General features: G+C 67.4%; 12 protein-coding genes. 2 read left to right on the forward strand and 10 right to left on the reverse strand.

All coding sequences use genetic code 11. The features are described from left to right. Window positions 1–7: 7 nt before the first annotated feature. From VV02_RS26380 to VV02_RS09465, 6 genes are all read right to left on the reverse strand, one after another. The gene (locus tag VV02_RS26380) at window positions 8–1,087 is read right to left on the reverse strand and encodes a hypothetical protein (RefSeq protein WP_157063345.1); all 1,080 of its coding nucleotides are present in this window, start codon (window positions 1,085–1,087) and stop codon (window positions 8–10) included. 12 nt (window positions 1,088–1,099) lie between these two features. Beyond that, window positions 1,100–1,489 (reverse strand): hypothetical protein, encoded by a 390-nt coding sequence (locus VV02_RS09445; protein ID WP_052591183.1) that lies wholly within the window; start codon window positions 1,487–1,489, stop codon window positions 1,100–1,102. 145 nt (window positions 1,490–1,634) lie between these two features. Continuing rightward, window positions 1,635–5,054, reverse strand: coding sequence for an error-prone DNA polymerase (locus VV02_RS09450; protein ID WP_052591184.1), 3,420 nt, complete (start codon window positions 5,052–5,054; stop codon window positions 1,635–1,637). 77 nt (window positions 5,055–5,131) lie between these two features. Then, window positions 5,132–6,733, reverse strand: a complete 1,602-nt coding sequence (locus VV02_RS09455) for a DNA polymerase Y family protein (protein WP_052591186.1) — start codon at window positions 6,731–6,733, stop codon at window positions 5,132–5,134. Continuing rightward, on the reverse strand, window positions 6,730–7,338 hold the full coding sequence (locus tag VV02_RS09460) for a hypothetical protein (protein ID WP_052591188.1): 609 nt from the start codon (window positions 7,336–7,338) through the stop codon (window positions 6,730–6,732). The genes VV02_RS09455 and VV02_RS09460 overlap by 4 nt, the downstream gene beginning before the upstream one ends. A gap of 73 nt (window positions 7,339–7,411) precedes the next feature. After that, on the reverse strand, window positions 7,412–8,068 hold the full coding sequence (locus VV02_RS09465; RefSeq protein ID WP_052591190.1) for a LysE family translocator: 657 nt from the start codon (window positions 8,066–8,068) through the stop codon (window positions 7,412–7,414). A gap of 77 nt (window positions 8,069–8,145) precedes the next feature. On the opposite strand from VV02_RS09465, the gene VV02_RS09470 reads away from it, so the two are divergent. Beyond that, entirely contained in the window at window positions 8,146–9,624 is a 1,479-nt protein-coding gene (locus VV02_RS09470; protein WP_218917394.1) for an aminotransferase-like domain-containing protein, read from the forward strand. A 27-nt stretch (window positions 9,625–9,651) separates the two neighbouring features. On the opposite strand, the gene VV02_RS09475 is transcribed toward VV02_RS09470, so the two are convergent. Beyond that, on the reverse strand, window positions 9,652–10,806 hold the full coding sequence (locus VV02_RS09475) for a N(5)-(carboxyethyl)ornithine synthase (RefSeq protein ID WP_052591193.1): 1,155 nt from the start codon (window positions 10,804–10,806) through the stop codon (window positions 9,652–9,654). Continuing rightward, window positions 10,803–10,934 (reverse strand): hypothetical protein, encoded by a 132-nt coding sequence (locus VV02_RS27330; protein WP_281177296.1) that lies wholly within the window; start codon window positions 10,932–10,934, stop codon window positions 10,803–10,805. The genes VV02_RS09475 and VV02_RS27330 overlap by 4 nt, the downstream gene beginning before the upstream one ends. Before the next feature lie 107 nt (window positions 10,935–11,041). On the opposite strand from VV02_RS27330, the gene VV02_RS09480 reads away from it, so the two are divergent. After that, entirely contained in the window at window positions 11,042–11,464 is a 423-nt protein-coding gene (locus VV02_RS09480; RefSeq protein WP_052591195.1) for a hypothetical protein, read from the forward strand. Between the two features lie 34 nt (window positions 11,465–11,498). Here VV02_RS09480 and VV02_RS09485 read toward each other — a convergent pair whose 3' ends face one another. Both VV02_RS09485 and VV02_RS26665 read right to left on the reverse strand, forming a co-directional pair. Beyond that, on the reverse strand, window positions 11,499–12,623 hold the full coding sequence (locus VV02_RS09485) for an AAA family ATPase (protein WP_052591196.1): 1,125 nt from the start codon (window positions 12,621–12,623) through the stop codon (window positions 11,499–11,501). Next, the gene (locus VV02_RS26665) at window positions 12,601–12,876 is read right to left on the reverse strand and encodes a hypothetical protein (RefSeq protein WP_052591198.1); all 276 of its coding nucleotides are present in this window, start codon (window positions 12,874–12,876) and stop codon (window positions 12,601–12,603) included. Before VV02_RS26665 ends, VV02_RS09485 begins: the two co-directional genes overlap by 23 nt. Window positions 12,877–12,905 lie beyond the last annotated feature (29 nt).

The raw sequence follows: 12,905 nt of genomic DNA on the forward strand, positions 1-12,905 counted from the left end.
GACAGAGTCACGAGTCGATCCTCCGAAGCTCCCGCTCTGGGCGGTCGGATGAGTCTGGGAGCAAGGACAGCAGCCTAAGGGCTTCCGCGGCGTTGGTTGTGCTGGTCAATGTGGCCAAAGCAACCGCTTCCGCCAGAGATTCATCATCGATCGGAAAGCCGTTGCCTTTCCAGGTGGCGCGCCAGTGCCGTTCTTCGTGTCCAAGTATCGCATCGAACATTGCTTCACGGGTAGAAGGTATTCGCGTCCCGCGCGCGCTTAAGAATGCTGCCATCAGTACTGTCAAGGGCTGAGCATACAGCCGGTCGTCGAGATCTGGATCTGGTACTTCTGTGGAACTGCCTTCTTGGCAAAGGCTGAAGGCTGCCACGGCTTCGGAGAAGAGCGCGGCCTTCTCGGACGGAGTGAGGGGAGTGGTGTCAAGCACGGTCTCCGTTGCTGTGTCTATGACGATGTCTGCCGCTTCGTCATCGGCGCGAACGGCATCGACCCACGCCGAAGCCTGTGACCTGAGAGATGGTCGTAAAGGCGCCGGTCGACGGACCAGTAGGAGTACGCGTGCTGGGGTATGTGTGACGGCGGTATCGTGAAGTGCGGGTAGTAGTCGTCGCAACTGCTCCGGACGATTCTCGGCGTAGTCGATAACGATGAGTCGGGGAGCGGGCAAAGCGGCCAAGCCGTCAAGTTGGCTGGGAGCGACATCAGATGGCAGGAAGCCGGCGAGCCATGCTGTGGCGTCCGTCGGTGGAGTCAACTCGTTCAAAGTGATACACAGTTCGGTGGCTAACCGAGTTTTTCCGGTTCCTCCTGCCCCTCCGAGAATGCGAATGGCGAACGGGTCATTTGTGGTTGCCCATCTCTGGAGATCATCGATAACTCCGGATCGATTCACAAAAGGAACCGGCGTGGATCGTGGCCGCAAGAGCCGCGCGACGCTTGCTGTTGGCGGCAAGTGGGGTCGTTGGGGTCGGTCCAGTAGGGTGATTTGGTCGCCGCCAACGATCGACACCACGGAGTTGACCGCTTGAACAATATGATGTCCGTGAGCGTGTAACAGAATGCGCTCGTCGTTCGACGTCTGAGACATGGCGCACACCGGCTATGAGTTATTCTGCTCGCGGTCCCAGTTTACATTCACGGTCGAGTTCGTCGCCTGGACGATATGATTGCCGATCGCGCTTTGATAGGTCTGCGGGGCTTCCTTCTCCACGCGTCCGATGAGTTCGTGCAACTCTGCCATGCTGTCCTGGTCAACAATCTCGGCGTCGATAATGTCCGCGAGTCGGGCGATGGCAGAGGGGCTGTCTGGCGCCTCTGCCACGAGATCAAGTTCCTTGCTCGAGCTCAACTTTTGGCGCAACCAGTGCACGATCTTGCCCCCGAGGCCGGCTGCGCCGTCCACGGCGCTTTCGGCAGCGCGATCAAGGGACTTCTCCGCCATCTTCGCTACCACTGCTGCTGTGATTACGCCCAACGTCAGCGGATCCATTCTGACCTCCCCAGTTTGGTCGGCGCGATACGAGAGCCGACGACAGTTAAGCCTAGATCTGATAACGCGGCTTGGGGGACGAGTCAGACTATTGGGCGTCTGGCTGGGGCGACGACGGAGTATGGTGCTGTCCCTCCCCGGGGCGTCACTGGAAATCGCGGGACGTGGTCTGGACGTGGATGGCGAGGTGCTCGATGCGGTCGGCCAGCAGGTTGACCACACCTTCGGGGGAGCGCTCGACGATGCCGCGGATCACCATGGCTGAGGACGTGCGCGCGATTCGGCGGTAACGATGCCAAACCCCTTTGGTCACAATGACATTGAGGATGCCGGTCTCGTCCTCAAGGTTCACGAACGTCACGCCGCCCGCCGTCGCCGGCCGTTGCCGGTGCGTCACCACGCCACCCACTTCGAACCGCCTGCCCGACTCCACGGTCATGACCTCTTTGATGCTCAGCGCACCACGCACGCGCATCTGCGTGCGGCAATGATTCATGGGGTGGTCGGCTGGGCTGATCCCGGTGGCCTGCAGGTCATGGACCAGCATCTCGCCCGGCGTCATCAGCGGCAGCAGCGGCGGCTGGTAGGCGACCGGCACCTCCAGCTGACCGGGCCTGGATGCTGCCGCCTCACCCGCCTGCCACAACGCTCCACGCCGCGATCCCGCCAGGTCATCCAGAGCGCCGGCCAGCGAAAGTGCTTCCAGCTGCTCGGTATCCAGGTCAGCGCGCCGTGCCAGGTCGGCCAGGTCGAGGAAGTCTCCGCCGTCCTCCCGGGCGGCGACGATGCGCTTGGCGACGGCGTCGCCCAGCTGACTGATGTCTGCCAGACCCAGGCGAACGGCGTACTGGTCGTCGCGTCGATGCGCCGCCGAGTCGTCGGGCGTGCTCGGGTCGAACTTGCCCGCCTCACCATCGGGATGGTCCAGCAGACAGGACTCCAGTCCGCCTGGTGCATCAGTGGATTCGGGGGTGAGTGGTTCGAGGTCAGCCTGGACACTGGAGAGCATGAGGTCGGGCGAGCGTACGACGACGCCGTGCCTCCGTGCGTCACCCACCAAGGTCTGACCCGAGTAGAATCCCATCGGCTGTGACCGCAGCAGAGCGGCGAGGAACGCAGCGGGGTAGTGGAGCTTGAGCCACGAGCTGGCGTAGACCAGCACGGCAAAACTGAGGGCGTGCGACTCGGCGAAGCCGAAGTTGGCGAAGGCCTCGATCCGGTTGTAGATCTCGTCGGCAAGCTGTCCCTCGATGCCGTTGGAGGCCATTCCGGCGAACAGCTTGTCGCGAAGTGCGCCGATCTTCTCGATGCCGCGTTTCGAACCCATCGCTCGACGCAGGAGGTCGGCGTCGGCCGGTGTGCAGTTGCCCACCGTGGTGGCCATCTGCATCAGCTGCTCCTGGAAGAGCGGGACGCCCTTGGTGCGTTCGAGGACCGGCTCGAGCATCGGGTGCGGGTAGGTGATGTCCTCTTTCCCGGTCGCACGCCGAATGTAGGGGTGCACCGCGCCGCCCTGGATCGGCCCAGGCCGGATGAGTGCGATCTCGATGGCCAGGTCGTAGTAGCAACGCGGTTGCAGCCGGGGGAGAGTGCCCATCTGCGCCCGGCTCTCGACCTGGAAGACACCGATCGAGTCAGCTCGGCAGAGCATGTCGTAGACCCCGGGCTCGGCCTTGGGGATCTCCTCGATGCGCCACTTCTCGCCCAGGTGCCGAGCGACCATGTCGAAGGTGTGCTGCAGGGCCTCCAGCATGCCGAGGCCGAGCAGGTCGAACTTCACCAGTCCCATCCACGCGCAGTCGTCCTTGTCCCACTGCAGGACGGTGCGGTCCTCCATCCGGGCGTGCTCGATCGGGCAGACCTCGCCGACCGGCTGCTCGGTGAGCACCATGCCGCCGGAGTGGATGCCGAGGTGCCGTGGGAAGCCCAGGACCTGGGTGGCGAGTCCGATGACCTGGTCGGGGATCTCGTGGTCCTGGCTCTCGATGTCGGCGCCCCAGCGCTCGACCTGCTTGGTGTACGCATCCTGCTGCCCCTGGCTGTGACCGAGCGCCTTGGCCATGTCGCGCACAGCGTTCTTGGGGCGATAGGTCACGACGTTGGCGACCTGGGCGGCATTGCGTCGGCCGTAGGTGCGGTAGACGTACTGGATGACCTCCTCGCGGCGGCCGGAGTTGAAGTCGACATCGATGTCTGGCGCCTCGGTGCGCAGCTCGGACAGGAAGCGTTCGAACGGCAGGTTGTACGCGATCGCGTCGATCACGGTGATGTCCAGGACGTAGCAGACGACTGAGGCGGCCGCGGATCCCCTTCCCTGGTAAAGGATTCCGTTCTGCCTCGCGAACATGGCGATGTCGTGAACGATGAGGAAGTAGCCGGGGAAGTCATTGTCCTCGATGACTTTGAGCTCTTGCTCGATCCGCTCCCAGGCGACTGCAGACCCTGCCGCGGCTCGTGGGTAGTGCTGCTCTCCTCGACTCTCGACCAGCTCACGGAGGTAGCTCATTGGGGTGTGACCGCGAGGTACTTCGAGCTTGGGGAGCCGCGGCGAGGCGGAGCGCAGCGAGAAGCCGCAGTCCCTCGCGATGTCGACGGTCAGCTCGACGGCACCTGGGAAGCGAGCGAACCGCCGTGCCATCTCGGCACCACTGCGCACATGTGCCATGGGTGTCGACGGCAGCCAGCCGTCCAGCTCTTCGAGGCTACGTCGAGCGCGAACCGCGGAAACCACTGTGGCCAACGGGAATCCGTCGGGCGTTGCGTAGTGCACGGCGTTGGTGGCGACCACGGGCACACCGGCGACCTGGGCGACCTCGGCCAGCTGGTCATTGCGCGTGCTGTCCCAGGGGTCCCCGTGGTCGGTCAGCTCGACCAGCACGTTGTCGCGGCCGAACAGGTCTTTGAGGCGCTCGACCTCACGGACCGCTGCATCGTGCCCACCTGAGGCGAGCGCCCGGCGTACGGCACCTTTGCGGCAGCCGGTGAGGACCGTCCAGTGGCCGCTCGCCTCATCGGACAGGGCGCCCAGATCGTAGACAGGGCGGCCCTTTTCGGCGCCTTCGGCCAGATGTGCCTCGGTCAGCGCACGCGCCAGCCGACGGTAGCCTTCCTGCCTGCGGGCGATCACGACCAGGTGGGTGCCCTCGGGGTCGGCGATGCCGTTCTGCGGACCGGTGAGACCCAGCGAGAGCTCGGCGCCGTAGCAGGTGTCGATCTCGCCGTACGCCTCCGCCGCCTCGGCGAAGCGCACCACTCCGTAGAGCCCGTCGTGGTCGGTCAGCGCGATGCCGCTCAGCCGCTGGCGGACGGCCTCGGTCATCAGGTCCTCGGGGGAGGACGCACCGTCGAGGAAGCTGTAGTGGGAGTGAGCGTGCAGCTCGGCGTAGGGCACGGCCGGTCCGTCGAGATCGCCAGTGTCCTTGGCGCGGAACGGCATTCGCTTGCGTGACCACCCGGGACCGTCGCCACCGTCGGCAGGGTACGCCGACCAGCTGGCCGGACGTACGCCGTCGGAGAGCGCCCGCTCCAGCTGCGACCACGGGATCGGCGGGTTATCCCATCCCATGGCTACTCACCCACCGGCGAAAGTTGGTGGTGGGTACAGGTATGCGTGTGCGGCTGGCCAACTTTTGCCGGAGGGTCCTAGTCATATCTGGCCTCGGCCCACCATTGGGTGCCGTCGGTGAGCAGCAGCCATGCCTGCGACCGGTCGTCGACCACCTGGAACCGATCGAAGCGGTGATGAGCGCGCCACCAGCGTTGTCGCACCGGCCACGGCCCGGCCCACCCGGTGACCCGATGTCCCTCGGACGCCTGCCCCGACGAGAGCCAGCCCAGGGGAGCCGAGACCTCGCCACGCTGGTCGATGCGGATCGGCGTGCGGTCGGCGGCGAGCACCAGCACCGGCCGTGCCTGCGCGAACACTGTCGCGGGTGCCGGCCCCGGCAGCCCACCCGGCCATGGCTGATCGACGCGACGCTCCCACGCATCTGGCAGCGCATCGCCCCAAGGGCGCAGGACGCGGCGCTCGTGGAGCAGCCGTCCGCCGCTGATCGTGGAGACCAGCACGCCGTGGTAGCCGAGCTGGTGCTGCAGTCCGGTCAGCGTCTGGACGACGTGCTCATCGGGTCGTTCGCCCCACAGCCCCTGCGCGTGGTGTGCCATGTCATCGACGGACTCGGGCGCGATCTCGATCGTGATGACCGCGCGGCTCAGGAAAGGGTCGTCATCGCCGGTGCTGGTCGTCGCGACATCCTCCAGCTGCCAGCGCACCCGGTCGGCGATCTCGGCCGCGGTGAAGTGCCACGGGTGACGCCAGCTGCGCTGATCGGCCGGACCGGACTCGGTGTGGATGGACAGACGAATCTCGTTGCACACCAACGACGCTGACGTCAGCCTGGCAACCAGGTCGTCGATGTGCGGCTCACACTCGGCGATGATGTGCTCGACCTGCTCTGAAGCCGGCTCGAACGCAACCCGGACAGAGAGATCGCGAGGGACGTCGCGCGGGTTGAGCACGGGAGCGTCCTCACCCGAGGCGAGCTGGTGAGCTCGCCACCCGCCCTCACCGAGGCGAGCGTGGACGTCGGCGCGAGGGATGGCGGTCAGATCGCCGAGCGTGCGAATCCCCATACGCCGCAACAGGTTGGTCATGCGTTTGTCGCCGGTCTGAGCCTCGACCGCAGTGACCGGAAGATGAGCGAGGAACTCCGCTGACGTGCCCTCCGGAATGCTGACGAAAGCAGACTCGGCCGTGGTCGTGAACGCTGCCTGCTCAGCCGCGAACAGCCCGTCGGCGACGGCGACGCGGACGTCGGGACCGGCGTACGGCCTGAGTCGGGTGAGCAGGGTCATGGCGGCTGCCCGGTCGCCGCCGTAGAAGCGGCTGGCCCCCTTGGCTCGGACAGCAGCCAGTCCTGCCCGCACCAGATGAACCCCCGGGACGGTCTCCTCGATGGCGCGCATGATCGGCTCGAAGACCTGCAGCTCAAGAGCCGGGTCATGTGGAAGCACCGTCATGTCCGGGCACCGATGCTGGGCCTGGCGGACACGTAGCCCCGGCGTGACGCCTTCGGCCTGCGCCGTCGCAGAGCAGGCGACGACGACGCCTTTGTCGACGAGCGCGAGCTGGTCGTCGGGGTTGATGCCCTGGCTGCGCTGCACGGCCACGACCGACCAGTCAGGGCACCAGACCAGCAGCACCCGCAGCGGCCTGGTGACGACAGGAGCCAGGGCCGGCGTCATGGTGACTCCGGGACCATGATGCGTACGCTGCGCCGCCGGTGCCGCTCGACCACGTCGAGCTGGAGGTGCTGGCGCACCAGGCATCCGTGGCCCTGGCCGAGCCCGTCCCACCCGACAGTGGTGGCGTGGATGGTGGCCGCCGGGTGCTCCCACGGCCCGGTCACGATGAGGGAGGACCGTCGCGTACGCAGTCGTGCGGTGAGGCGTTGGACGTCACCGGCCGTGATCCGGCCGGGCGGGCAGGCGACCACCAGGTCGGCCACCTCGGCCAGCGCGGCGACGGCTGTCACCCACTGCTCGGGCGAAGGAGAGGGCACCAGCACCAGGTGGTCGAGGTCGACACCCCAGGCGGCTGCCGCCTCCACCCCGAGGTCGGGCAGCCCGACGATGCCGGACCAGGAGCCGCGCTGCGAGGACCCGGCGAGCAGCGCCAGCGCGACCGAGACCGACCCGACGAGCGAGTAGACGGCACCCCGCCGCAGCCCGGCCGGAAAAGCCGGCGCCAGGCGAGGGTGCACCGGCAACGTGTCGGCGGCAGCCGTCGTACCGCGCTGCTGGAGCATCTCCTGCAGCTCGGCGACGGTGTCGGTGGCGGGCTGGGTCACTCCTCCATGATCGAACGCATGTTCGATAAGGTCAAGGTGGGAGAGGTCATAGCGGACAGGTGCCGCTCGCGCGTCAGGCGACGCGCAGCACGCCACCCACCCCGGCGACGGCGGCCAGGGCGAAGTAGATCCCGGCAACCGCCATCCGGCTGCGCCGTCCGTCTCGAGACGACTGATCCGTACGCCGGCTGCGGAACCGGTCGCCGGCCGCGGAGGCGGCGAGGGCGTACGTGATGTCGATCAGCAGGGCAATCACGAAGACGCCGGCGCCGAGTGCGACCAGCTGGCCGCGCAGCTCGGTGACACTCGCGCCCGGGCGGGTGAACTGGGGCAGGAACGCCATGAAGAACAGCGCCACCTTGGGGTTGAACAGGTTGACCAGCACGCCCTCGCGGTAGGCCCGCCGCAGCGAGCTGGACGACGCCGCGACGCCGCCGGACCCGTGAGAGCGCAGCGTCCGGATCCCCAGCAGGACGAGGTAGCCCACGCCGAGGTAGGTGATCGCCGAGTACGCGACCGGCGATGCGGCAACGACCGCCACCAGCCCGAGAGCGGTCGCGAGCGCGTAGACGAACGTGCCGGTCTCGACGCCGAGCGCGCACAGCAGCCCGACTCGGCGGCCGTGCGCGACGGACTGGGTGCAGATGTAGAGGATGTTCGGCCCCGGCATCCCGACCAGCACGATCGTGGCGCCGACGAATGCGGCGAGATATCCCAGGTTCAGACTCATGACGACTCCCTCGATTGGACTGCTTCCCCTAGCATGTGGTCTGGGGGAGCAGTCCACCCGAGCCAATGGAGGTCGAAGTGGACCGTTATCGGGACGCGGCGCAGCTGTCAGACGCGCTGGGCGAGTGGATGTCCGGCACGGCGCCGCTCTTCAGGCGGCTGGCGGACGGCGTCGCCGCGCTGGTCGGCCAGGGCCGCCTGGTGGCCGGCGACACGCTCCCCGCGGAGCGCGCTCTGGCCACCGCGCTGGCGGTCAGCCGCTCGACGGTCGTGGCGGCGTACGACGACTTGCGTAGCCGAGGCCTCATCGAGAGTCGGCGCGGCAGCGGCAGCCGTGTGGCCGGCTCAGCAGCAGCGGGTACGACGGTGCGTGACCGTCGGGTGGACGGCGGCCATGGCGCATCGATCTTCCAACGCATCGTCGCCGGACCGAGCGACGACATCTCGATGATCTACGCCGTCGACCCGGCGGCGCCCGAGCTGGCGGAGACCCTCCAGCAGGTGGTGGACGAGGATCTCCCTCTCCTGCTCGACGATCTGGGCTACCACCCCCGCGGGCTGCTCGTGCTGCGTGAGCGGGTGGCCGCGCACCTGACCCGCACGGGCCTGCCGACCACCAGCGATCAGGTCGTCATCACCACCGGCGCGCACCAGGCCATCTCGTTGATCGCCCAGATGTACGTCCGACCTGGCGCCACTGTTGTCGTCGAATCACCAAGCTGGCCAGGGTGTTTCGACCTCTTCGATGCGGCGAGCGCGGCCGTGGTCGGCGTGCCGATGGACGAGGACGGCATCGCGATTCCACCGCTGGCGGCCGCCTTGAAACGGCATCAGCCTGCCCTGCTGTTCGTGATGCCGACGTTCCACAACCCGACCGGTCACCTGATGTCGGTCTCACGTCGACGGCAGGTGGCTGACCTCGCGCGGCGCTACGACGTGCCTCTGGTCGAGGACAACGCGTACGGCTCGGCGCCGGGGATACGTGACCTGCCCGCCCCGGTGGCCGCGCACGCCCACGGTGATCAGCAGGTGCTGACGGTCGGGTCGTTGTCGAAGGCGGTGTGGGGAGGCCTGCGAATAGGGTGGATTCGCACTTCGGCGCCCATCGCCGAGCGGCTCTCACGACACAAGGCACTCGCTGACCTCGGCAGCCCGATCCTGGACCAGGCGATCGCCGCCCGGCTGATGCCGCGGCTGCCGGAGCTGCTGGCGCGCCGGTCCGAAGAGGGAGCGGCCCGACTCCGAGCGATGGAAGACCTGCTGCACGACCGGTTGCCGGACTGGCGGTGGGACACGCCGGCGGGCGGGTCGGCGCTGTGGATCGAGCTGCCGGACACCGACGCTCGCGTCTTCGCTCAGGTCGCGCGGCGGCACGGTGTGGAGGTCGTGGCCGGACGCGCGATGGACCCGACCGGTGCGCACGACGCGTACCTCCGGCTGCCGTTCACCTACTCGCAGGAGCGGATGACGCAGGCCGTCGACCGCTTGGCGGCTGCGTGGACCGAGCTGCGACGGCATGGCCCCGGACCGACCGGGGACGCGCGCCCCGTCATCTGAGGCGCGCGACCGGCGTACGGGATCTGGTCAGGCTGAGTGATGCGGGTGCTGCGCCGAACGTCCTTGGAACGAAAGGATGTTCGGGTTGATGATGCGTCCCTCGCGGATCTCGATGGCGCGACTGATCGTCTCGTCCTCGTCCCACGCGGCGGGCCCGTCCATGACCATGTTGAGGAACGGCAGCAACGCTTCGCTGTTCTCCCAGGTGGCGGAGTTCCAGAGGTACGACGGGCTGTGGTCGACCGCGTAGTAGTCGATGTGGTCACCGACCTGGAACATCGGCTCGTCGAACGTCGTCGGCCGCGCCCAGCTGAAGCCCATCCCTTCGTCGCACGAGACGTCGATGATCAGCGTCCCCCGCCGGAAGCCGGGGAGATCCTCGGTCGTCAGGTAGGTCAGCGGGTGGTCGGTGTCCTGCAGCGTGCAGTTGACGATGATGTCTCGCTCAGCAAGGAACGGTGCCAACGGAACTCGGCCGCGGCCGGTGATCACGTGGCTGAGGTAGGGCGCCTTGTCGTCGTGGTCGAACTGGGTGATCTGAACCGAGTGGATCGGCGAACCCACAGCAGCCACACCGCGATTCGTCAGCACGTGGACGTCGTGGACACCGTGCGCGTTGAGCGCGGTCACGGCTCCTCGTGCGGTCGCGCCGAAGCCGATGACCACGGCGTTCAGCCGGCGGCCGTAGTCGCCCGTCGAGCCGGTGAGCTCAAGAGCCTGGAGCACCGAGCAGTAGCCCGCGAGCTCGTTGTTCTTGTGGAAGACGTGGACACCGACGGCGCCGTCGATCGTCCAGTGGTTCATCGCCTCGAAGGCGATCAAGGTGAGGTTGCGGTCGATCGCGATCTGCGTCAGCACCGGGTCCTGCACACAGTGCGGCCAGCCCCAGAGGACGGCGCCCTCACGGAGGGCAGCGACGTCCGAGTGCTGCGGCTTGGGCAGCACGACGACATCGGACTCGGCCACCACTCGCTCACGGGGCGCGAAGCCGCGCACCAGGTGCGCAAGGTCGGCGTCGGCGTACCCGAACCGCGCGCCGTAGCCCTCCTCGAGGGTCATGTGGTCGCGGATCGACTGATCGATGCGCTCCAGGTGGGCCGGGTGAAGCGGTAGCCGGTGCTCGTTCTCCTTGGCGGACGTGCCGACGACCCCGATGGTCGAGGTCTTGATGGCCGCCGTCACTTCTTCTTGGGGTCGAGCTTGTCGTGGAAGGTCTGCTGCTCGGCCTTGGCGCGCTTGTCGGCGCGCTTCTCCTTGATGGACTTGCCCGACTTCTTGGACATGGTGTGCCGTGGCGACTTGTCGCTCATCGTGGTGTCCCTTGGTGGGAAGCCTGAATGGCTCCGTCTCGCAACCGTACGCCCCGGAACGCGCGCGACTGACCACCTTTTCCCGGAGCCGTACGTACGGTGGAGGCATGAACACCGTGGCGCGTGCGCTGCTCGGCCCGGCACTGGCCGTGCTGATGCTGTCCGCGTGTTCCACCGATCCCGACCTCCCGGACCGGTCGGACCCGCAGGTGGTCCGGCAGACGTCGGCGCTGAAGGCTCAGCTCACCGCGGAGTCGATGGGTTTCGGGACCAAGACCGAGCAGTGGAGCTGCGCGGTCAGACTGCTCGGATATCGCGAAGGTGATGCCCTCGGGTGGGCGTCCTGCATGGGTCGCACCGGCGCCCACAAGCAGGGTTCCTCAGGTCCTGTACGCGTGTCTCCCGCGGGCGTGGTCCGCCAGCCTCAGGACGGCAACGCTTACGCCACATCGGTGCGGCAGATGTTCGGCGACGAGCTCGGCGGCTGGGTCCTGGATCATCGGGACGAGCTCGCCAAGGACGCGGTCTGATCCGTCGCGGTCGCGGTCGCGGTCGCGGTCGCGTCTAGCGTTCGAGTCCGCGATCCGGGCGTTGGCCTGGCGTGGGGTGCTGTACGGGTCGGGGCAGCTGGGCGGCGGGGACGCCACTGCGTTGGGCCTGGGCGACACGCTCGGCTAGTGAGCCGGGTCGGGCGATGGCTGGCACGTCGTGCTGCGGTGGCTGGATCTGGAGGTCCGGTCGGGCCTGCATAGCGCGGCTGACCGCGGGAAGCGCGGCGCGGACATGGTGATCGGTGATGCGAGCGCCCGGACCGGGGTAACCAGCGGTCTTCCAGGTCTCATCGCCGATGACCTGCAGCACGTGGGGGTGGCCCCGGGTGAGGTCGGAGGCGGTGCGCAGGGCGTCGTGGTCCCAGAGCACTCCGACATCTTGCGCGGGCCTCGCCAGCGCAACAGCGACGGTGTCCGGGCTGAGGGGCTCGAGGTCGGAGTACGCGAAGCGGTCGGCGATGGGCGCGGCCTGGGAGAGCACGGCACGGGTGTGTGGCAGGCCAGTCGCGAAGATGCCAGCGGGCAGGTCAGGACGTTCGCGCTGGAAGTTCTCCCAGGCGTAGAAGAGGTTGCGCACACTCGCGGCGTCCGCCTGGTCGATGTCGTCGATGAGCAGGACCAGACCGGTGTGTCCCTGCTTGCGCGCCAACTCGGTTGCCGTCGACAGCAGGTCCTCGGTTTGCGCGATCGAGGGAATGGCACCCGATGCCGGGCCGCGCTCTACACCCGGTCGACCCTCACGGCTCCACTCGACCTCGGCGCCAGCGACGCCAGGTACGCCCGCCTTCACCTTGAACGCGCCATGCTCCCGGATGGAGTTCAGGACTCGTCGGATACGTCCTGTGCTCTGCCCATCGGATGCTTGGCCGAGCTGGCCGGCGATCGTAGGGAGTAGGGGTGCCGCCCCGCACTGAGCCCAGACGGTCGCCACACCTCGTCTGCGCGCGCGCTGTTGGGTGTGCCACAGCAGCGACGTCTTGCCCGTACCAGACGGGCCTGTGTCGACTCGTGTCTGCGGGATCAGCCGTTGGAAGGACTTCAGGTAGTCCAACCGCTCGTCGATCGCGGCCCGCTGCTGATTGCGACCGGCGATGCGCGGTGTGATCGCCCCTGGGCTATACGGGCTCGGCTGATCCACGGTTACTCGTTGGCCCGTAGGTGTACAGAATGGCGTGCTCCAGAGCTTCCGGAACCGGAATACCTGCGCGATCTGCCGCATCATCAAGCAGCTCGCTCACGCTGGCTGCGAGGTCGGTCTCCAGTTCAACGGTGACCTCTCGCTTCGGAACCGGCAGCCCGAGCCGCTCGCGTGCCCGCTTGACGTTCTCGGGCTCGTCGCGATCCGCGAACTCCATGCCGTCCGCCTGACCGTCCTGAGTGCTCTCAGTCATCAGAAGATCTCCCCTGTCCGTAAGTCCGC

Source organism: Luteipulveratus mongoliensis, assembly GCF_001190945.1.
Classification (GTDB): Bacteria; Actinomycetota; Actinomycetes; order Actinomycetales; family Dermatophilaceae; genus Luteipulveratus; species Luteipulveratus mongoliensis.

Coding starts and splice junctions, on each gene's coding strand:
- VV02_RS09455 (WP_052591186.1), bottom strand. CDS start 6,733: ATGACGCCGGCCCTGGCTCCTGTCGTCACCAGGCCGCTGCGGGTGCTG.
- VV02_RS26380 (WP_157063345.1), bottom strand. CDS start 1,087: ATGTCTCAGACGTCGAACGACGAGCGCATTCTGTTACACGCTCACGGA.
- VV02_RS09480 (WP_052591195.1), top strand. CDS start 11,042: ATGAACACCGTGGCGCGTGCGCTGCTCGGCCCGGCACTGGCCGTGCTG.
- VV02_RS09445 (WP_052591183.1), bottom strand. CDS start 1,489: ATGGATCCGCTGACGTTGGGCGTAATCACAGCAGCAGTGGTAGCGAAG.
- VV02_RS26665 (WP_052591198.1), bottom strand. CDS start 12,876: ATGACTGAGAGCACTCAGGACGGTCAGGCGGACGGCATGGAGTTCGCG.
- VV02_RS09465 (WP_052591190.1), bottom strand. CDS start 8,068: ATGAGTCTGAACCTGGGATATCTCGCCGCATTCGTCGGCGCCACGATC.
- VV02_RS27330 (WP_281177296.1), bottom strand. CDS start 10,934: ATGAGCGACAAGTCGCCACGGCACACCATGTCCAAGAAGTCGGGCAAG.
- VV02_RS09450 (WP_052591184.1), bottom strand. CDS start 5,054: ATGGGATGGGATAACCCGCCGATCCCGTGGTCGCAGCTGGAGCGGGCG.